22 protein-coding genes are annotated in these 19,356 nt (G+C 59.6%); 15 read left to right on the forward strand and 7 right to left on the reverse strand.

Features of this window, described 5'->3' with window-relative positions; all coding sequences use genetic code 11:
- Positions 1–147: 147 nt before the first annotated feature.
- From lnt to VJU77_10220, 3 genes are read right to left on the reverse strand one after another with little or no spacing between them, the layout of a single operon-like run.
- Positions 148–1,911 carry an apolipoprotein N-acyltransferase gene (gene lnt, locus VJU77_10210; GenBank protein ID HKP03715.1) on the reverse strand — a complete coding sequence of 588 codons (1,764 nt, stop codon included), beginning with the start codon at positions 1,909–1,911 and terminating at the stop codon, positions 148–150.
- Between the two features lie 6 nt (positions 1,912–1,917).
- Positions 1,918–2,232 (reverse strand): hypothetical protein, encoded by a 315-nt coding sequence (locus VJU77_10215; GenBank protein ID HKP03716.1) that lies wholly within the window; start codon positions 2,230–2,232, stop codon positions 1,918–1,920.
- Positions 2,233–2,273: 41 nt separating this feature from the next.
- The gene (locus VJU77_10220) at positions 2,274–4,313 is read right to left on the reverse strand and encodes a phospho-sugar mutase (protein ID HKP03717.1); all 2,040 of its coding nucleotides are present in this window, start codon (positions 4,311–4,313) and stop codon (positions 2,274–2,276) included.
- A 193-nt stretch (positions 4,314–4,506) separates the two neighbouring features.
- Between VJU77_10220 and VJU77_10225 the strand changes: the two genes are divergently transcribed.
- The 10 genes from VJU77_10225 (at position 4,507) to VJU77_10270 (ending at position 12,480) form a co-directional block, all read left to right on the forward strand.
- Complete coding sequence (locus VJU77_10225) at positions 4,507–5,088, forward strand: NfeD family protein (GenBank protein ID HKP03718.1); 582 nt, start codon at positions 4,507–4,509, stop codon at positions 5,086–5,088.
- Positions 5,081–6,616 (forward strand): SPFH domain-containing protein, encoded by a 1,536-nt coding sequence (locus VJU77_10230; protein HKP03719.1) that lies wholly within the window; start codon positions 5,081–5,083, stop codon positions 6,614–6,616. The genes VJU77_10225 and VJU77_10230 overlap by 8 nt, the downstream gene beginning before the upstream one ends.
- 326 nt (positions 6,617–6,942) lie before the next feature.
- Complete coding sequence (sucC, locus tag VJU77_10235) at positions 6,943–8,139, forward strand: ADP-forming succinate--CoA ligase subunit beta (GenBank protein HKP03720.1); 1,197 nt, start codon at positions 6,943–6,945, stop codon at positions 8,137–8,139.
- Positions 8,136–8,498 carry a VOC family protein gene (locus tag VJU77_10240; GenBank protein HKP03721.1) on the forward strand — a complete coding sequence of 121 codons (363 nt, stop codon included), beginning with the start codon at positions 8,136–8,138 and terminating at the stop codon, positions 8,496–8,498. Before sucC ends, VJU77_10240 begins: the two co-directional genes overlap by 4 nt.
- On the forward strand, positions 8,495–8,851 hold the full coding sequence (locus VJU77_10245; protein HKP03722.1) for a VOC family protein: 357 nt from the start codon (positions 8,495–8,497) through the stop codon (positions 8,849–8,851). Before VJU77_10240 ends, VJU77_10245 begins: the two co-directional genes overlap by 4 nt.
- Positions 8,852–8,854: 3 nt before the next feature.
- Positions 8,855–9,736, forward strand: a complete 882-nt coding sequence (gene sucD, locus VJU77_10250; GenBank protein ID HKP03723.1) for a succinate--CoA ligase subunit alpha — start codon at positions 8,855–8,857, stop codon at positions 9,734–9,736.
- 17 nt (positions 9,737–9,753) lie between these two features.
- Positions 9,754–9,993, forward strand: coding sequence for a hypothetical protein (locus VJU77_10255; protein HKP03724.1), 240 nt, complete (start codon positions 9,754–9,756; stop codon positions 9,991–9,993).
- 15 nt (positions 9,994–10,008) lie between these two features.
- On the forward strand, positions 10,009–11,136 hold the full coding sequence (locus tag VJU77_10260; protein ID HKP03725.1) for a citrate synthase: 1,128 nt from the start codon (positions 10,009–10,011) through the stop codon (positions 11,134–11,136).
- A 423-nt stretch (positions 11,137–11,559) separates the two neighbouring features.
- A complete protein-coding gene (locus VJU77_10265) occupies positions 11,560–11,928 on the forward strand; it encodes a hypothetical protein (GenBank protein HKP03726.1) in 369 nt (122 codons plus the stop codon).
- The gene (locus tag VJU77_10270; GenBank protein HKP03727.1) at positions 11,929–12,480 is read left to right on the forward strand and encodes a hypothetical protein; all 552 of its coding nucleotides are present in this window, start codon (positions 11,929–11,931) and stop codon (positions 12,478–12,480) included.
- 39 nt (positions 12,481–12,519) lie between these two features.
- On the opposite strand, the gene VJU77_10275 is transcribed toward VJU77_10270, so the two are convergent.
- Genes VJU77_10275 through VJU77_10285 form a run of 3 tightly spaced genes read right to left on the reverse strand, consistent with a single transcriptional unit; the run spans position 12,520 to position 14,603 of the window.
- Positions 12,520–13,134: a hypothetical protein gene (locus VJU77_10275; GenBank protein ID HKP03728.1), complete on the reverse strand. Its 615-nt coding sequence runs from the start codon at positions 13,132–13,134 to the stop codon at positions 12,520–12,522.
- On the reverse strand, positions 13,134–13,748 hold the full coding sequence (locus VJU77_10280) for an acyloxyacyl hydrolase (GenBank protein ID HKP03729.1): 615 nt from the start codon (positions 13,746–13,748) through the stop codon (positions 13,134–13,136). Before VJU77_10280 ends, VJU77_10275 begins: the two co-directional genes overlap by 1 nt.
- 57 nt (positions 13,749–13,805) lie before the next feature.
- A complete protein-coding gene (locus VJU77_10285) occupies positions 13,806–14,603 on the reverse strand; it encodes an RNA pseudouridine synthase (protein HKP03730.1) in 798 nt (265 codons plus the stop codon).
- Here VJU77_10285 and VJU77_10290 point away from each other — a divergent pair.
- From VJU77_10290 to VJU77_10310, 5 genes are all read left to right on the forward strand, one after another.
- Entirely contained in the window at positions 14,581–15,258 is a 678-nt protein-coding gene (locus VJU77_10290) for an ABC transporter ATP-binding protein (GenBank protein ID HKP03731.1), read from the forward strand. The two genes, VJU77_10285 and VJU77_10290, sit on opposite strands and share 23 nt — an antisense overlap.
- A 181-nt stretch (positions 15,259–15,439) precedes the next feature.
- On the forward strand, positions 15,440–15,898 hold the full coding sequence (gene accB, locus VJU77_10295; protein HKP03732.1) for an acetyl-CoA carboxylase biotin carboxyl carrier protein: 459 nt from the start codon (positions 15,440–15,442) through the stop codon (positions 15,896–15,898).
- An 85-nt stretch (positions 15,899–15,983) separates the two neighbouring features.
- Positions 15,984–17,369 carry an acetyl-CoA carboxylase biotin carboxylase subunit gene (gene accC, locus VJU77_10300; protein ID HKP03733.1) on the forward strand — a complete coding sequence of 462 codons (1,386 nt, stop codon included), beginning with the start codon at positions 15,984–15,986 and terminating at the stop codon, positions 17,367–17,369.
- A gap of 8 nt (positions 17,370–17,377) precedes the next feature.
- Entirely contained in the window at positions 17,378–18,031 is a 654-nt protein-coding gene (gene thiE, locus VJU77_10305; GenBank protein ID HKP03734.1) for a thiamine phosphate synthase, read from the forward strand.
- Between the two features lie 3 nt (positions 18,032–18,034).
- Positions 18,035–18,952: a PfkB family carbohydrate kinase gene (locus VJU77_10310; protein ID HKP03735.1), complete on the forward strand. Its 918-nt coding sequence runs from the start codon at positions 18,035–18,037 to the stop codon at positions 18,950–18,952.
- Here the strand turns inward: VJU77_10310 and VJU77_10315 are convergent.
- On the reverse strand, positions 18,949–19,122 hold the full coding sequence (locus VJU77_10315) for a hypothetical protein (protein HKP03736.1): 174 nt from the start codon (positions 19,120–19,122) through the stop codon (positions 18,949–18,951). The genes VJU77_10310 and VJU77_10315 overlap by 4 nt on opposite strands.
- Positions 19,123–19,356 lie beyond the last annotated feature (234 nt).

The following is a 19,356-nucleotide window of genomic DNA, read 5'->3' on the forward strand; positions in this document are numbered from 1 at the left end:
GAGACGCGGCGCTACAACTTTCGCCGCTTTTGACGCTCCCAATCTTGACGGCTTAAAGCCGTCAAGATTCCCTCGCGCCGGAGGCGCGAAGCACTGGAGCCGGCACGCCATCGTGCCGGAGGCGGGAGGCCAAGGTCACGGTTCCTCTCAACGGCCTGATGGCTGGCCGTCTCCAACGGACACTCTCCGCGTGAAGCGCCGCACTATGAGAAATGCGACCGCTAACGCGGTTATGCCCAAACAGACATGGTCGAACCACTCGCCGTAGCGGACGTAGAAGGTTGGCGAAGCGTTTACCGGAATAGCTACCTGGCCGGCGAGCGTGCCTTCAGTGAACTGGCTGCCGGATTCGTCCGTAAGCATTTGGGTAACGCTCCCGAACTCGTTCACGAAACAGGTGACCCCGGTGTTCGCGGCGCGGACCATCGGCAGGCGCGTTTCCACGCAACGAAAGACCGCGTTTGCCAAATGCTGGCGTGAGCCGGCGGAACGAAGAAACCAGCCGTCGTTCGTGACGTTGACGAGGAGGTTCGCGCCGCCGAGGACAAACTGCCGGGTCAGATCGCCGATCGTGTCTTCAAAACAAATGAGCGGCGCGATTTTCGCCTTGTCGCCGCTCAGGTGGAAAACGGTGTATTCCTTTCCGAAAGCGAAATCGTAGGGAACCTGGTCGCCGACCACGCGGGCGAGCAACGGAATCGTGTTTCGACCCGGAACATATTCGCCAAACGGCACGAGGTGGACCTTGCGATAGACCTGTCGTTTCGCGCCGCCGTCGGAAACCAGCAGCGCGGCGTTGTAGGCGAGCGGGGGATCGTAATCGAGCGTGCCCAGCATGAGATCGGTCTTCGCGGCAGCGGCGAAATCCATCACGAACCGGTTGCTGGTATTTTCGAACAGGACCGCGTCCGGCATTGAGCTTTCCGGCCAGACCAGGAGATCGGGGCGCGTCCCGGCTTCGAGCACCGGCAGGCTGAGCCGGCGGAATCCATCGAAGATTTTATTTTCAAATTCGACCGTGAATTTTTCGTCGCGGGGAACGTTGGGCTGGACGAGAGCGACGCTCAGCGCCCTGGTTTCGGGCCGGATATTGAGGGCGTGAAGGCCGAACCCCATGACGCCGACCAGGCCCGCCATGGTCAGGGTGAGATCGAAATGCGGCCGCATCGGTTTGACCTGCGTCTCCAAAATGAAGCGCCGGACCGTTGCGAGCAGGATCACGTTCGTGAACGCGACCAGGAAGGATAGCCCGGCCACTCCGGTGAATTCGGCCACTTGAATCAGGACAAGCTGCGCGTGCAAAGCGTGGCCGAGCGTGTTCCAACCCCAGCCGGAGAAGATCACGCCGCGGAGCCATTCCTGCGCGACCCAGGCCGCGGCGAGAAAAAGGGCGAGCCGGAGATTGTTGAAAGAGCTAAGCCACGGAGAGCGCCGGGCGGGAGAATCCAGGGGCGCGATCGGTTCTTCTGGCCCGAAAGTCTTCAAGCCGTGTTCGGCCGCGTATTTTTCGTTGAGCCGGCGGGTGACCGCGTCCACGCCTTCGGGCGCTTTCGGGGGCCGAGCCTTTCGCAATCGCGGCCGGAGCAAGCCGCAGAGCCAGCTCCAAAGCGCCACGTAAAGCGACATGTAAGCGCCGACCATCAGCCAGCCGGGAACAGTCACAGTCTGCAGCCAGGAAAAAACGGTCCAAAAAAAAGAAACCCCGGCGACGAAGCCAAGGAGAAGATCGCGAGCCCAGCGGCGTTTCAAGTCCGCCCCGGAAAACCAGACCGCGGCGAGGAGCGGGGTGAGCGCGATCCAGCAAAGCCAGTCGTAATTGAAAGGCGCGAAACAGCCGGCATAAAGGAGCCCGCTGACGATCGCAGCGATCCAGGGCCAGCAAACCCGCAGGAGTTTACCGAAGCGCGCCACTCGATTTTAACGTCGGCGCTGGCGCTCCTGCCGTTCGCGTTCGCGCTTCCGGGCCGGGTTCACCGCGTCCTGCAGATCCTTCGAGTAAGAGGGATTAACCCGGAAGGATGCTTTCTCAACGTCTTCCATCAGACGAATATTGACCTTGTTGGCAAGGACGTAGCCGAGATCGATCAATCCAATCAGCGTGTCGAGGAATTCGCCGGTCTCCATCTCTTCGATACGATCGATGAGCAGTTTGCCGAGGAGCGGGGAACCGGAGAGCCCGATTTTTTTCAGGATCGAGATCTCTCCGCCATCGAGTCTAATGTCACGGGCCATTTTGAAAACCTTTCCTTCTCTCGCGCAGGATGTCGAGCGTGTTATGACGCCGTCCGCGCGGCAGCGTCTTCCCGCAGCCAGTCCCATACCCGTTTGAGGTGTTCGCCCACTTCCGTTTTCATGGCCGCCAGCTCCGCCGCGGTGAATTTCGCACCCTTCGGACGGCGCTGGGCAAAGATATAATATTTGATCTTCGGCTCAGTCCCGGATGCCCGCACGGCGATCCGGGTGTGATCTCCAAACTCGTAGGTGAGCATTTTTTCCTTCGGAATTTCATCCCCTTCGATGTCGCGATAGGTATCGGTTTCGAAGTTTTTTACCTGGATAAGTTTCGCGCCGAGCATTTCATACGGTGGCTTCGACACATACGACGCCAGGAGCCGCTGGATGGTCTCGGCGCCGTCTGCGCCTTCGAAGGTGAGGGAGCCCGTGTATTCGTTGAAGTAGCCGAATTCCGAAAAGATCTCGTCCAGCAAACCTGCGACCGTGATCCCGCGCGATTTGGCGTAGGCGGCGACCTCACAGAACATGATCGCCGCGCCATTTCCATCCTTGTCCCGGACAAAATCCCCGCCGCTGTAGCCGTAGCTCTCCTCGCCGCCGAAGACATAATACGAAGCGAGCTCGAGCCGGAGGCGCCGGGTTTCCTTCTCTGGCATCTCCCGGTAGGGAAGGTGTGCTGCGCGGTCCGCCGACCCAGATAAGGAATCTTTTATTGACCGCCGCAGCGCGACGTCCCTACCAAGCGCCGCCAGCAACTCGCGCTCGTACTTGCCGAGTTTCGCGCCGATGTACTTGAACCCGGTCAGAGTTTCGACACATCGCAAGCCGTAATGCTGGGCGATCGCCTTTTGCAGGTCTGTAGTCACGAATGTCTTGATAATCACGGCGCGCGACGCGTTCTCCCTATTTAGAATGCCGAGCTCAAACAGGGTTTTGATCCGGTAATAGGCCAGGAGCGATCCGATCTGGTTGCCGGAAAGAAGTTGCATCGTCCCATCTTTCGCGCGCACGGCGACTCCCACCCGATCGCAATCGGGATCCGTGGCCACCACCAGGTCCGCCTTCTTCTTTTCCGCCAGGTCCACGCCGAGCTGGAGCGCGGCCGCGTTCTCCGGATTGGGTGACGCGACGGTCGGAAAATTTCCGTCAAACGTGTCCTGCTCTTTAACAACCGACGAATTGAAACCGAGGCGCTTGAGCATCGGCTTGATGATCACTCCGCCCGTGCCGTGCAGTGGGGTGAAGACGATCCGTAACGATTTCGCGGCGCCGATCAATTTCTTGTTCAGGATGAGGCTCTCGACCCGTTTCCCGTAGGCCGCGTCGATTTCCCGACCAAGGATTTTGACTTTCCCGCGCTCGCGGGCCGGGCGGGGGGTGTACGTTTCCCCCGGGATCGAAGAGACTTTTTCAATGATGGCGTTGGCATGTGGCTCGATCACTTGCGCTCCGTCATCGAAATACGCCTTGAAGCCATTATCATGCGGCGGGTTGTGGCTGGCCGTGATGACGATGCCGGCGCTCGCGCTCAGATGCCTCACCGCAAACGACAGCTCCGGGGTCGAGCGCGGACCCTCGAAGATCGCGGCATCGCAACCATTCTCCGCCGCGGTTTTCGCCGCCAGCTCTGAAAATGCGCGGGAGTAATGCCGGGTGTCGCACGCAATCACGAGCAGGGGCCGGCCAGCGATTTTTTTTCGGGCACGCCACGCGTGAAGGTAAGCCACGAGCCCCTGAGTCGCGCGGCTGACATTGTAGAAATTCATCGCGTTGGTTCCGACACAGGGAAATTCCGGGGGCTCGTTCTGTTCCGCGTTGCCCCGTTCTGCCTTGGTCACGATCTTGCCGATGGTCCGGCCGCGCAGGCCCCCAGTTCCAAAGGCGAGCGTTCGGAAGAAGCGATCGTTTAGTTCGTCCCACTGATTGGCCCGGGCGAGTTCCGAAACTGCGGCGAGATAAAGGGAAGAATTCGAGGCGGCGAGCAGGCCGCGAATGTTGGCAGCCGCCGAATCACGCAGGGCGCCGGATTTGACCGCTGCCTCCAGGATCGGTTCCAGATTTTCGGGTGTGCCCGGCATGGTCGCGAACTTGGCGACGCTATCCGGGCATTGCAAGCGGTTGTGGCCGGATCGGCCGCGCCGCCAGCGACCCGGCAATAATACTTACGGCGCGCTGAAACCGGTCGTGTCCGCGGGCGCCGCTAAAGAAGCTTGCAGTCTTTCGGTGAATCTTTCACGGTTCGAGCCCGAGCATGAAAAGGTGTTTCCTTAAATGAGCGATTGGTGGAACGCGCTTCTTATCGAGAAGCAAATTTTCTACGCGATCGGCCTTTTCTCCCTGGCAGTCCTGCTTCTTCAAATCCTTCTCACCCTGGTTGGCGTCGGCCACCACGATGCGGATTTCTCCGGACACGGCGATCACGATACGGGAATGGGTTTGCTCACGGTGCGAACCGTTACCGCATTTTTCGTCGGGTTCGGATGGGGTGGGGTTTTCATGCTCAATCGCGGCTATTCGATGGTGGCAGCGATTGCGGTAGGCGCGGCCACCGGCGCGGTTTTTCTTTTAACGACCGCGTTCCTCATTCGCAATCTGCTCCGGCTCCAAAGCAGTGGAGGCAATATCGATTACAACAACGCCATCGGAGCGGTTGGAACGGTTTACGTCACGATCCCCGGCGCGGAAGCGGGCGGAGGCCAGGTTGAGCTAAACATTCAAGGCCGCCTTATGACGGTGGGCGCCTACACCAAAGCCGCTTCCGCTCTTCGGCCAAACAGCAAAGTAAAAGTGGTCGGCTTGATTGGCGGAAGCACTCTGCTGGTCGAACCCCTGACGAATTCACCCAATGCCTGATCCCAACAACCCTGCTTCGCATATGGACATCCTTGTTCTCGCCGGTGCCGCGTTCGTCATCATTTTCGGCACGCTGATCGCGTTCGCCTCTCGCTACAAAAAATGTCCCTCGGATCGCATCCTCGTCGTTTACGGAAAAGTGAGCAGCGGACGGTCGGCCCACTGTCTGCATGGCGGGGCGGCCTTCATCTGGCCTATCATTCAGGATTACCAGTTCCTCGATCTCACCCCGATGCCGATCGAGATCAATCTCCAGGGCGCGCTTTCGAAGCAGAACATTCGTGTAAACACGCCCTCTACTTTCACGGTAGGCGTAGCGACCGAGCCGGGGGTGATGGAAAACGCCGCCGAGCGTTTGCTTGGTCTCGAGCTGCAGGAGCTCAAGGAACTCGCGAAAGACATCATCTTCGGTCAGATGCGGGTGGTCATCGCCACGATGAACATCGAGGAGATCAATTCCGATCGCGACAAGCTCATCGCCAATATCGCGGAGGGCGTCGAAGTCGAGCTGAAGAAAGTCGGGTTGCGGTTGATTAACGTTAACATCCAGGACGTCACCGACGCATCAGGTTACATCGATGCCCTTGGGCAGGAAGCCGCCTCAAAAGCGATTAACGAAGCGCGGGTCAAAGTCGCCGAAGCCGATCGGAACGGACAGATCGGCGCCTCCGAAGCACAACGCGACCAGCGCATTCGTGTGGCGACCGCGAACGCGGAAGCAACCAAGGGTGAAAACCTGGCCCTGGTTGATATCGCCAATTCCAATGCGGCCCGGCGGAGCAACGAAGCCGAAGCGGAACGCATCGCGAGCGCCGCGGAGAAAGTTGCGCACGCGCGGGCTCTCCAGGAAGCGTACACGTCCGAGCAGAAGGCAGAAACGCAGCGGGCCGAGCGCGACAAGGCCACCCAATACGCGAACATCGTTGTGCCCGCCGAAATCTCGCGCGACCGCGTTATCGTGGAAGCCGAAGCACAGGCCGAGCAAACCCGCCGGCTTCGTAAAGGCGAAGCCGATGGTCAACGCGCCACGAAACAGGCGGAAGCGGACGGGTTGCTCTTTGTTAAGAAAGCGGAAGCGGAGGGTCTGAAGGCACGTCTGCTGGCCGAAGCCGATGGCACGGAGTCCATTTTGACCAAGAAAGCCGCTGGTTTCCGCGATCTGATCGACACCTGCGGAGGCGCTGCCGGCGCCCAGAACATGCTCATCACCGAGCAACTGCCGAACATTGTCCGGGAACAGGTCAACGCCATTTCCAATTTGAAGATCGACAAGGTCACGGTTTGGGACGGCGGCAGGAACGCCGACGGCAAGACCGGCACCGCCGATTTTCTTTCCGGGATAATCAGCGCGCTCCCACCTCTGCATGAGTTGGCGCGCAACGCGGGGCTTGATCTGCCGACTTACCTCGGCCACCTCCAGCGCGAAGCCGAAAAATCACCGGCGCCGATGAAGTCGGCCGCACCGAGTGACGCGGGGACGTCTAAAGTGAAACCGGAAACCCCGGACCCGCAAAAGCCGAAGCCTTGAATCAGCGGCGGGCTGACAAATTAAAAACGGGTTGCCCGGCGCGCGCCAACGGCGTCGACTCAACTTAGCCTGGGGCATCGCCCCCAGGGTTTCGATATCCACTTCCGAATGAGCGCTGAAGGCGCGAATCAACGCCGTGCTGCAACCACGAGATGCATCGCGCTTTCAGCGCTACCCTGGGGTGCACGGCGATATTTCCTGGGGCGCTGCCCCAGGCTATAGAATGAGATAGCGCCTTTGGCGCGAGGCTGGAACTAACGATCTCGGGTTCAGAAAACGATTGCCGGGCGCGATGTTCGACGGCTTAGTGGTCCTCTAGCGCGCGAATGAACATTCACGAGTACCAAGCCAAGGAACTTCTCCAAAAATTCGGGGTGGCCACGCCTCCCGGCAAAGCGGCTGGCAGTCCGGCCGAAGCCGAGCGCGCCGCGAAAGACCTGGGCGGCGGAGAGCTTGTGGTGAAGGCGCAGATTCACGCCGGCGGCCGCGGGAAGGGAACCTTCACGAATGGCTTTAAAGGTGGCGTTCACCTGTGCAACTCGGCCGAAGAAGCGCGCGACCTTGCCTGGAAAATGTTGGGGCAAACGCTTGTTACCCACCAGACCGGTCCGAGCGGCAAAGTCGTGAACACGGTGCTGGTCGCGAAGTCGGTTAACATCGCGCGCGAGATCTATTTTGCGATTCTCCTCGATCGCGCGACAGCTGCGCCTTTGATCGTTGCGAGCACTGAAGGTGGTGTCGAGATCGAGGCCGTGGCTGAGAAGTCTCCCGAGAAAATCATTCGCGAGCCGGTAAATCCGCTGGCTGGTTTTCAGCCTTTCCAGGCGCGAAAGCTCGCGCGCCAGCTGGGCTTCGAGTCGTCACAAATCAAGGCGGCTGCGCAATTGTTCGACGGTTTGTATCGCACGTTCATCGGGCTCGATTGCTCGATGGTGGAAGTGAATCCGCTGGTGGTGACCGACAAAGGCGAAGTGGTCGCGCTCGATGCGAAGTTCAACTTCGACGACAACGCGCTTTACCGGCACCCGGAAGTCGCGGCCTTGCGCGACATCAGCGAAGAAGATCCGCGCGAGGTGGAAGCGTCGAAGCACGATCTCAATTACATCGGCTTGGACGGCAACATCGCCTGCCTCGTGAACGGCGCTGGTCTCGCGATGGCGACGATGGACATCATCAAGGTCTACGGTGGCAGCCCGGCCAACTTTCTCGATGTGGGCGGCAGCGCGACGGAAGAGCAGGTTACTGAAGCGTTCAAGATTCTCGTCGGCGACAAACGGGTCGAGGCGATCCTGGTGAACATTTTCGGCGGCATCGCGAAATGCGACGTGATCGCCCAGGGCATTCTCGCGGCAGCAAAGACCGTGGGACTCAGCGTTCCGCTAGTCGTGAGGCTTGAAGGAACGAACGTTGAAAAAGGCAAACAGTTGCTGAAGGAAAGCGGACTGGCGCTGATCACGGCCGATGATCTCGCCGACGCAGCGGAAAAAGCCGTTGGAGCCGCGAAAGCCAGAAACAAATCATGAAAGCTACTAATATAGCGTTCACCGGCATTCCGGTGACGGACATGAAACGGGCGCGCGCTTTTTACGAAGGCGCGCTTGGACTGAAACTCGCAGGGGAGTTCGCAGAAGGCATCTGGGTCGAGTATGAACTTGGGGACGATACCATCGCCCTAGGGAGCGTGGGCGATCAATGGAAACCGTCGCCGGACGGAACCAGCGTCGCGATTGAAGTGGAGGACTTCGAGGGCGCGATCAAGGATCTCAAGGCGGCTAACGTGACGTTCGCGGCGGAAGGAATCGACAGCCCGGTCTGCCGCATGGCCGTTGTTCAGGATCCCGATGGAAACAAAATCATCATTCACAAACTAAAATCGTCATGATCAAGGAAGTCGCATTTGTTGCCATCGCCGTGACCGACGCCGAGCGGGCGCGGAAATTTTACCAGGAAACCCTGGAGCTGAAACCGACCACCAGCGCAATGGAAGGCGCTTGGGTTGAATACGATCTTGGTGCGACAACGATCGGGGTAGGATGTCACCCGGCCTGGCAACCTTCGCGCGAGGGGACCACGGTCGCGTTCGAAGTGGACGATATCGATGCAACGATCGCGAAGCTGAAAGAGCGAGGGGTCGCGTTCGACATGGAGAAAATGGAGACGCCTGTCTGTTTCATGGCGCAGTTCCGCGATCCCGATGGGAACAAACTGGTAGTGCACAAACGCAAGAGCACCTGACGCATGGCCGTTCTCGTCGATAAAAACACCCGACTCGTTGTCCAGGGGATCACCGGAAGTGCTGGCGGTTTCCACGCGCGGCAATGCATGGAGTACGGCACGAACGTGGTCGCGGGGGTGACCCCGGGAAAAGGGGGGCAAAAATTCGACGATAAGGTGCCGGTGTTCGACACGGTCTCGGAAGCGCGCCGGGAGACGGGCTGCAATGTTTCAGTGATTTTCGTCCCGGCGGCCGGAGCAGCGGATGGAATCCTGGAAGCGGTCGACGCAGGAATCGAGCTGGTGATCTGCATCACGGAAGGAATTCCAGTGATGGACATGATGCGGGTGAAGGCCCAGATGGCTGGCAAGAAGAGCCGACTGATCGGGCCAAATTGCCCGGGGATCATCACTCCCGGCGCCTGCAAAATCGGGATCATGCCGGGCTACATTCATAAGCCGGGAAAGGTCGGCGTAATTTCGCGCTCCGGGACGTTGACCTACGAAGCGGTCTGGCAACTTACTTCGCGCGGCTACGGGCAATCCACCTGTATCGGCATCGGGGGTGATCCGATCAATGGGATGTCGCATCGCGACGCGGTCCAGCTCTTCGCCGAAGATCCCGATACGGAGGCGTTAATCGTCATCGGGGAAATAGGCGGCTCGGGGGAAGAAGAAGCCGCGGAATGGATCAAGGAAAATTACCGGAAGCCAGTCGCCGCGTTCATCGCCGGGGCCACGGCGCCTCCGGGCCGGCGGATGGGTCACGCGGGTGCGATTGTCTCGGGTGGGAAGGGGACGGCCGCTGGAAAAATCGAAGCGCTTAAGGCCGCGGGCATCGCCATAGCCGAAACACCAGCGACGATGGCGGACACCTTGATTGCACGGATGAAGAGCCGCGGGTAGCTTTGATCTACCCTCCTATGAAAATTACCAAGTTACGCGACGCGATGCATGCAGCCCCATTTCAGCCCTTTACGATTCACACCGGGGATGGACGCTCCGTGCACGTGCCGCACCCTGACTTCATCGCCCTGATGGGCGATGGCCGAACTGCCGTGGTGACCTCTCCCGAAAAGGAGGCATCCCCTTCGTACTTACTGATCGACGTCCCGTTGATCACGCAATTGGAAATTCAAGGGACCGCTACGAATGGCGCGTAGCGGTTATTACAGCTGATGACTGTTTCACGCGGACTCGAAGGCGTCATCGCGAATTCCACCGCCCTGAGCGACGTGCTCGGCGACAAGGGACAGCTGATTTATTGCGGCTACGACATCAACGAGTTGGTGGGCAAAGTCAGTTACAAGGAAGTCGTTTACCTGCTTTGGCACCGCAAGCTTCCTAACCGGAAAGAGCTGGAAACTTTCATTCGCGAACTGCGCAGCCAGCGGCAATTGCCGGGGCCGGTCATCGATTTCCTGAAGTCCGCCCCGAAAGACGCTAATCCCATGGACGTGATGCGGACGGCGATCTCGATGCTCGGGCTTTACGATCCGGATGCCGGGAAAGTCATCACCCCGGAAGTGAACCGGACCCGCGCAACTTCGATCACGGCGAAGATCGGCGTGATCGCGGCTTACTTTCATCGAGCGCGCCAGGGGAAATCGCTTCCGCCGGTGCGCGACGATCTGACCGAAGCGGAACACTTCCTCTATTTAATGTGCGGCGAGCCGCAATCGAAGGAAGCGAGCGACACGCTCGATGTCGCGTTCATTCTCCATGCCGACCACGGGATGAACGCCTCGACTTTCAGCGCCCGCGTCACGATCTCAACCCTCTCGGATTTCTATTCGGCGATCACGGCGGCAATCGGGACGTTGAAAGGCCCGCTCCACGGCGGCGCGAATGAGGGCGTAATCCACATGCTCGAGGAAATCGGGAGCGAAGACAAAGTCGACGCCTACGTCGAGAAACAGCTCGCGGAAAAGAAGAAAATCATGGGCATTGGCCACCGGGTTTATAAGACGCTCGATCCGCGCGCGCCCCATCTGCGCGCGATGGCGGTGAAACTGAGCGAAAAACTGGGCGAACCGAAATGGATCCGGATGTCGGAACGGATCGCCCAGATCATGAAGGAGAAGAAGAACCTGAACGCGAACGTCGATTTCTATTCAGCGACTGTCTATTATTCCCTCGGCATTCCGACGGATTTGTTCACCCCGATTTTCGCGATTGCCCGCTGTTCCGGGTGGTGCGCCCAGGTCCTCGAGCAACTCGAAGATAATCGCCTCTATCGGCCCCTGAGCGAATACGTGGGTGAGCCCGTCGGCAAGAAAGTCGTGCCCCTCGACGAGCGCCCGTAGGTCGACCTGCCGAGGCTCCGATTGCCAGGGGAGGAGTTTCGTTTGGTTGCGAATGAGCAGGGAAAATCTTGACGGCTTAAAGCCGTCAAGATTGCGCCGGCGGGCGGACAAGTTATTGGCGCCGGTGCGCGTTGCCCGCTGCGGCGCGTTGCTCGCTGCCGGCGCGTGATTGAGCCGGAAAGCGACGCTGCTCTGAACACTTCGCACAGCAGCGGCGACAGAGAATTATCGAACTTCTCAACTCGCCAAAGAGGATATCAGGCTTTCACACGCGGCGAGAATCTTGACGGCTTAAAGCCGTCAAGATTTTAGCGGGCCGGCGGGACGTACGTCCTCGTTTTGACGGGAGCGGTGCTCCAGGGTCCACCGCGGCCCCGCACAGCGCGCTAGACATTTTCATCGCGGCCGCTAATCTCGGCGCGAATGAAAGCCGTCGCGCTTCTGATTATGCTGGGGTTCTGCGCGGTCGGAGGTCTTTCGGCGCAGACTGGAAGCCTGGACGTCGGAGCTGATCCGAAGCTGCACGGACCGTATCCCACCAATTACCAGGAGGTCATCAACAACTGGCTCCAGACCGTGCTGATCGATGCCCCTAGTGCGCAGATCGAATGGATCAGCGGTCCCAAACCCGGCACCATGCCGGAAAAGAAGGGCGGGAATCCGCTTTTTGGCTACCTGGTGGAGTTCAGGCTGAATTCCCGGAATCGCTTTGGGGCCTACACCGGGATGCAAAGGAAAACGGTGTTGATCCACGACGGCCAGGTCGTTAAAGCAAAAGGGTTCGGTCTTTAAATGAAACTTGCTCGGAACACGCGGATCAAGGCGGAGGGGGCGATCGCCCTCTGGGTAATCGTGGCTGCCCTGGTGGGAGGCGTTCTTTGGTTCCTCTATTCGTCCCGTCAGGACGGCGAAAAGAACGCGCGGGCGTTTGCCGTCGAAGCCGTCAATCGCGTGGCCGTGCACTACGATGAAAAATATCTTCATGTGCATCTCAGTCCTCCCGCGCAGGTCAAATATTTGCAGTCGTGGCGGGATCGCTTGATGCAAAATCTGAAGTCACTGGGACCGGTGAAGCAACCGATCGAGGTGAAGGGCGACGTCCACTTCACCTCCGGATTCTTCGAGCCGGTCGGCAACTTCCGGGCGGAATTGACTTATCCAACGACGACGGCCGTCATGGAGCTGGCCGTTACGCGGGGAATGACGGTCTGGCAGATTGAGGACATTAATCTCGTCTGGACGCCGGTGGCGACACCCACTCCCACCCCCACGCCGGCGATGACGCCGACCGCTACGCCCACGCCGCCGCCGGAGCAGCAGCAGCGGCGGAAGCGGGGTAGGTAATCGGGGTCGCCGAGCGAGCGGGCAAGGGGCCTGGCGACGCTAGGTCAGCAATCGATCCAGTGAATCGACGCAAAGCTGGGACCACGTCTCGAGGTTTTGCCGGCGGGCCAGCAAATCGTTCTTCGTCAAAAAAGCGAGATTGGTGATCATGGCTTCGCGTTTCTGCACTTTCGGCTCGGCCAACCGGAAAACGTGGACGATCCCCAAATGGACCCGGCCGACTTCGGTGGTGTCGTCGTTCAGGAGCGCCACGATTCGATCTTCAAACGGCGATTCGATTTTGATCTCTTCGTTTACCTCACGCTCGACTCCAGCGCGGTAGGCATTTTCATCCCACGCGAAAAGGGATTCGTCCGTATCGTTCATGTGGCCGCCGATCCCGATCGATCCCTTAGCCACAAGGCGTTGTTCGCCCGCTTTTTTTCCCCGGACGTAATGCAACACCGTATCGCCATGCGCGATCACGGCGTAAGGAATGATCTGCTTGTGCGCCGGATCGTTCTCCGCCTGGGCGCGAGGGAGGAAGAAATTGTTCCCGCGAGAGAGCAGCGACCGGAGATATTTGTCCGGCTTGAAATTGAGGCCGTGAAAGCTGCCCAGCTCATCGAACAGGCTCCGGCGAATAACCAGGACGTTTTCCTCGGGAGCAGCCACTAGAAGACGTAGGTAACACCGACCTGGGGCCCGAGAAGATTCACGCTCGGGTTCGGATCGGTCTGGCCGCCGTTGGAATAATGCTGGTAAAGGATTCCGGCATTCAGTTTGAAATGGTCGTTCACCTTGTAGGAAACGCCGGTGGCCGTGAGGATGTTGAAGGTGAAGTCCTGCCCCTGCGCGCCGAAGATTTCCGAGTGGCTGTCGAGCCAGCCGAGCCCGATCCCTCCCGAGACGTAGGGAACAAAACGCGCCCCCGGCTTGGCGAAGTTGTAACGGAGCCCGACCGAGATGCCGTAATAGAAATTCTCCGGTCCGCGGAGGAGCGGCTCGACCATGAAGAGGGCGTAGACCTGGTTGTAACCCTGGAGCCAGCTGTCGCGTTCGACCACTCCCCAGCGCCATCGGGCGGTGAAGAACTGCGCGGCCACTTCGTAGCTGTTGGGGTTCCCGATGATGCCCAGCATGTAAGCGGTTTCGGCCGCAACTTCAAAGCTCGGCGCTTCCACCGTCCCACTCGTGAAGTGGGTGGAAATGCGATCCGTCCCCGCACAGGCCAGCGGCGCCAGCGAGCCCAGCAAGAGAGCGAGAAATGCAATTCGGAAACTTTTCATGAAAGAGCGGGAACGATAGGGCGACTGGGTCCAATTGCAATTTTCTCGAACGCGCCGTCAAAAGTCAGGGCGAACAAAGGCGGCCAGGTCGGGCGGAAGATCGCTGGTCCATCGTTCCTGGGCATCGATCTGCAAAGCGGCCGAGTGAAGTGCGTGGCGGGGCAGCAGGAGTTGCCCCTGCAATTTCGGCGTCCAGCCTGTCTTGATGAATTCCAGATAAAGCTTTTCGTCGGGTCCATAAATTTTGTCTCCCACCAGGGGATGACCCAGCGACGCGGCGTGCACCCGAATCTGGTGAGTCCGGCCGGTTTTGGGAAAAGCGCGGATGATCGCGAAACGTTCGCCACCCTCGCCGGCGAATCGGGTTTCGACGCGAAACTCCGTCCGGGCAGGAACGCCCGCCGGGTGAATCGCCTGTTTAAGCCAGATTGCGGACGGCCCATGCGCGCCTTGCCGCGCCAGGGGCGCGTCCACGGTGGTCGTTTCCCAGCCGGGCCAGCCCCAGATAATCGCCCGATATTCTTTGGCGATCCGTTGTTGCTGCATCAGGAGACCGAAGCGCCGGGCTGCGTTCGCGTTCTTCGCCACCAGGACAAGCCCGCTGGTTTCCCGGTCCAGGCGGTTCACGATGGAGACCTGTCCGCCATTGGCGATTTCAAAGGCCAGAAGCTGTTTCAGTTCGCCCCAGAGCGTGCGCACGTTGCCAGGCTTCGTGGGATGGACCAGTAGAAACGGCGGCTTCTCCACTACGACAAAATCCTCGTGCTCGGCCACGATCGAGAAGTCGCTCGCCTGGTTTGCACCGGCGGCGTCCGTGGCGGATAAAGCTCCCTTGATCTCGCTCCGGAATGTCACGCGCGAATATAAGACCGGCGAGCGCACGGTGCACGCTCTTGGCGGCGTCTCGCTCGAGATTGCGCGCCGCGAGTTCGTGGCCGTCCGTGGCCCCAGCGGTTGTGGCAAGAGCACGCTCATTCACCTTCTGGCCGGACTCGATCATCCAACGGCCGGTGAGATTTTTGTCGATGACCTCGCTCTGCACACGGCGGACGATGCGGCCCTAACCCAATTCCGGCGCCGCCAAGTCGGCCTCGTCTTTCAGTTCTTCAACCTTCTGCCGACCATGAATGTTCGGGAGAACATCTCTTTTCCCCTGCTTTTGCAGGGGGTCTCCCCGCGGGAAATCGACGAGCGAGCCGCGGAATTGATCGAATTGGTCGGGCTGGGGGAGCGGTCGGAGCATTTCGTTCATCAACTCAGCGGGGGCGAACAACAGCGGACGGCGATTGCCCGCGCCCTGGTGCATCGCCCATCGCTCCTGATCGCGGACGAACCTACGGGTAATCTCGACTCGCAATCCGCGGCATCGGTCATGGAGCTTCTGGAGAAGATCGGACGGGAAGCGATGACGACGCTTATCGTGGTCACCCACAGCAACGAAGTCGCCCGCGCCGCCAGTCGCCGGGTGGAGATGCGCGACGGCCGGGTCGTGGGCGATTCCGCTTCCTAGTCATCCGCGTCCTCGTTCTCGTCCTTCGTCCTCGAAAGCCGGGATTCACAAAAGAATCGAGGACGAGCACGAAGGACGAGGACGAGCACGACTGGGGGAGAGGTGGCTGATTCCTTTACTTGACCGGCCGGAAGAAACCGCGTTACCTAAACGCCCAGCCTCGACCACGGAGCCAACGCACTTGGAACTCAAAGACATCAAAGCCGTCATCGACCTGATGAGGAAGAACGACTTGTCGGTCTTCGAAATGGAGAAGGACGGGTTTAAGCTCAAATTGCAGAAGGGCGCGGAACAGACCCTCTATTCGGCGGCCGCGGCTGCTCCTCCGGCCCCCTTGGCGGCGCCGGCACCTGCGGCTGCGCCGCTGGCTCCAGCCCCGGCGCCGGAAGCTCAAACGGGCGGAGCGCTCAAGGACATCCTCTCGCCCATGGTAGGCACGTTTTACCGGGCCGGTTCGCCGGAATCGCCTGCCTTTACCGACGTGGGCAAAGAGGTCACCGAAGAATCCGTCGTCTGCATTATCGAGGCGATGAAAGTCATGAACGAAATCAAAGCGGAAGTAAAAGGGGTGGTCGCCGAGGTGGTGGCCGAGAACGGCAAGCCGGTCCAATTCGGCCAGGTCCTGTTCCGGGTGAAATGATCGTCGCACGAATCGTTTTTTGTAGGGCAGGCGCATCGCCTGCCACCTCGCACTGACCCGGCAAGCGAAGCGCTTGCCCTACAAGATGTTCGAGAAAATTCTAATCGCGAACCGGGGTGAAATCGCGCTCCGCATTATCAGGGCCTGCAAAGAGCTCGGCATCCGGACCCTCGCCGTCTATTCCGAGGCCGACGTCGATTCGCTCCATGTCCAACTGGCCGACGAAGCCATCTGCATCGGCGCGCCCCCCAGCTCCGAGAGCTATCTGAAGATCGATCGAATCATGAGCGCGGCCGAAGTCGGCGACGTCGATGCGATTCATCCCGGCTACGGTTTTCTGGCGGAAAATGCGCACTTCGCGGAGGTCTGCGAAAGCTGCAAGATCAAGTTCATCGGGCCGCCCGCCAGCGCGATGCACGCGATGGGCGACAAGAATTCCGCGCGCGCCTGTGCCCGCAAAGCGGGAGTCTCCGTTACGCCGGGCAGCGACGGGATAGTCGAGACCGAGGAGGAGGCGTTGAAGATCGGGCGCAGGATTGGTTATCCGCTCATGATCAAGGCCGTGGCGGGTGGAGGTGGACGAGGAATGCGGGCGGCCCATAACGAAGCGAGCCTCATCCCCGCCTTTCACGCGGCGCGGACCGAAGCGGAAAAAGCTTTCGGGAATGGCGCGGTTTACATCGAAAAGCTCATCATCAATCCGCATCACATTGAGTTTCAAATCATGGCGGACCAGCATGGGCACACCGTTCATCTGGGCGAACGCGATTGTTCGATTCAGCGCCGCAACCAAAAGGTGATCGAGGAATGTCCATCGCCATTGATTCCGCCCGGGCTTCGCAAAAAAATGGGCCATGCGGCGGTCAAACTGGCGGAATCAGTCGGTTACCAGAATGCCGGGACCCTGGAATTCCTGGTCGATAACGACGGCCATTATTATTTCATTGAGATGAACACTCGCATCCAGGTCGAGCACACGATCACCGAGGAAGTTTACGGGTGCGACCTGGTTAAGGAACAAATCCTGGTCGCCGCGGGCGAAAGGCTTTCGCGTCATGTGGCCCACGCGGAGCCGCGGCTTCATGCCATCCAGTGTCGCATCAACGCCGAAGACCCGGAACGAAACTTCCAACCCTCCCCGGGCCGGATTGCGTTTTATTATGCGCCCGGCGGACGCGGCGTAAGAATCGATTCCCATGCCTACACCGGCTACGTCGTGCCGCCTTATTACGATTCGATGATCGCCAAGCTGATCACCGTCGGCGCGACGCGCGCTTCGGCGATCGCGCGCATGCGGCGGGCCCTGGACGAATATTACATCACCGGGATCAAAACTACGGTGCCATTCCACAGCGCCATTATGCGCAACGCCGAATTTCAGAACGGCACCTACGACACCGGTTTCGTGGAACGCGTCATGAACTCGGACAACTTCCAGTTGAAGCCGACCCCGACGCGATTGCACGAATAGTCCTGCCCTTGAGTCCCGCCGATCTTAGCCGCTGCCGGCTCTATGGCATTCTCGATTCAGGGTATGTGGAGGCGACGGATGCGGAACTAGTTGCCCGGCAAATGATCGAGGGCGGCGTCGATCTGATTCAGCTTCGCGCCAAAAAAGAGACGCCGGGCGAAATTTCCAAAATAGCGGCCGGCCTCCGCTCGGTGACGCGAGAGTTGGGCATAGCCTTGATCATTAACGATCATCCCGAGATCGCGCGAGCGACCGAGGCGGATGGCGTGCACGTCGGCCAGGATGATCTTCCCATCGCGGAAGTGCGAAACGTGGTTGGGCCCAATTGCGTGGTCGGAAAATCGACTCACAGTCTCGACCAGGCCATCCGCGCTTTCTACGAAGGCGCGGATTACATCGGCTTCGGCCCTATCTTTTCCACGCCGACGAAGCCTGATTATCAGCCGATCGGTTTGGAGGAAATTCAAAAGGTTCATGAACTGCCGCTCCCGATTTTCTGCATCGGCGGCATCAAGCTGGAGAATTTGCCGGAGGTCTTGGCGGCGGGCGCGCGTCGTGTCGTGATCGTCTCGGGCTTGCTTCGAGCCGAAAATATCGTTGCCTATGCCCGCACCGCCAAAGCGCTCCTCAATCGCAAATCGCAAATCGCAAATCGAAAATAAACCATGTCCGTTCTCATCGTTGGTTCCATTGGTCTCGACACCGTCAAAACTCCGGTCGAAGAACACGCCGACCTGCTCGGCGGATCGGCCTCCTATGCCGCGCTGGGCGCGAGCTTTTTTTCTCCGGTCAAACTGGTCGGCATCGTGGGAGACGATTTTCCGGCCTCGGAGTTTGAGTTTTGGAAATCGCGCCGAATCGACGCGGCCGGGGTGCAACGCGTGGCCGGGAAAACGTTCCGATGGTCGGGCGAGTACGCCTGGGACATGAACACGCGCGAAACCCGCTCGATTGCATTGAATGTGTTCGAGCATTTTCGCCCGGCCCTGCCCGAATCGTATCGCCAGACCGAGTTTGTTTTGCTGGCCAACATCGCTCCCGCGCTGCAGGCGCACGTCCTCGACCAGATGAAACGCCCGCGCTTCATCGTAGCGGACACGATGGACCTCTGGATTGAAACCGCGCGGGGCGACCTGGACGCGTTGCTGAAGCGGGTCGATCTCCTGATTTTGAACGACAGCGAAGCGCGCGAGCTGACCAAGGAGACCAGCCTGATCAAGGCGGGCCGCAAGATTCTGAAGTCGGGTCCGAAATACGTCGCCATCAAAAAAGGGGAGCACGGCGCCCTCCTTTTCGGTGAAAACGAATTCTTCAGCTGCGGCGCCTATCCGCTCGAGGACATTCACGACCCGACGGGAGCTGGAGACACGTTTGCCGGGGGGATGGCCGGCTACCTTGCCAGCAAGGATACGACGCCGGACTTCGCGCATCTCCGCCGCGCGGTCATTTACGGAAGCGTCCTGGCCAGCTTCAATGTCGAGGAGTTCAGCCTGGAACGAATGCGCACCCTGACGACGGAAGAGATCCGCGCCCGTTACGACCTCTTCCGCGCCATGACCGCGTTCGACGAAATGCCTGATTAATATCCGCTCGGTCGATTGGGAGTCTGAGGCAGATGGTAGGTCGGGTCGGGCTGGTGAGGCGCGGGACCTCGGGCCGCCGCGTATTCTTCGTCGGTCATTAAGGAATTGTCTGCGCATCCGCCGAGCAGCAGGGCGCAACAAATCGAGGCGAGGATGAGTGCGAATTTCATAGGATCCATTTAGCGTTCGGGAGGTTTGGGAAGATTTCGAGCGAAGTCTTCACGCGCGTTCATTTCCGCTTTCGCTTGAGCCGGATCCTGCGGCGGAGGTGGCGGAGGCGGACCACCGGAACAGGCGGCCAGGAAAACAGAGATCGCAGATAGAATCGCAACTCTGGTCCGCATAAGGGCAACATTCATGCCTGCGTCCCTAATCCACCTGGCCGAGGGAGGCAATTCGAAAAA

The sequence above is a fragment of the Chthoniobacterales bacterium genome, assembly GCA_035274845.1.
Taxonomy (GTDB): Bacteria; Verrucomicrobiota; Verrucomicrobiia; order Chthoniobacterales; family UBA10450; genus AV80.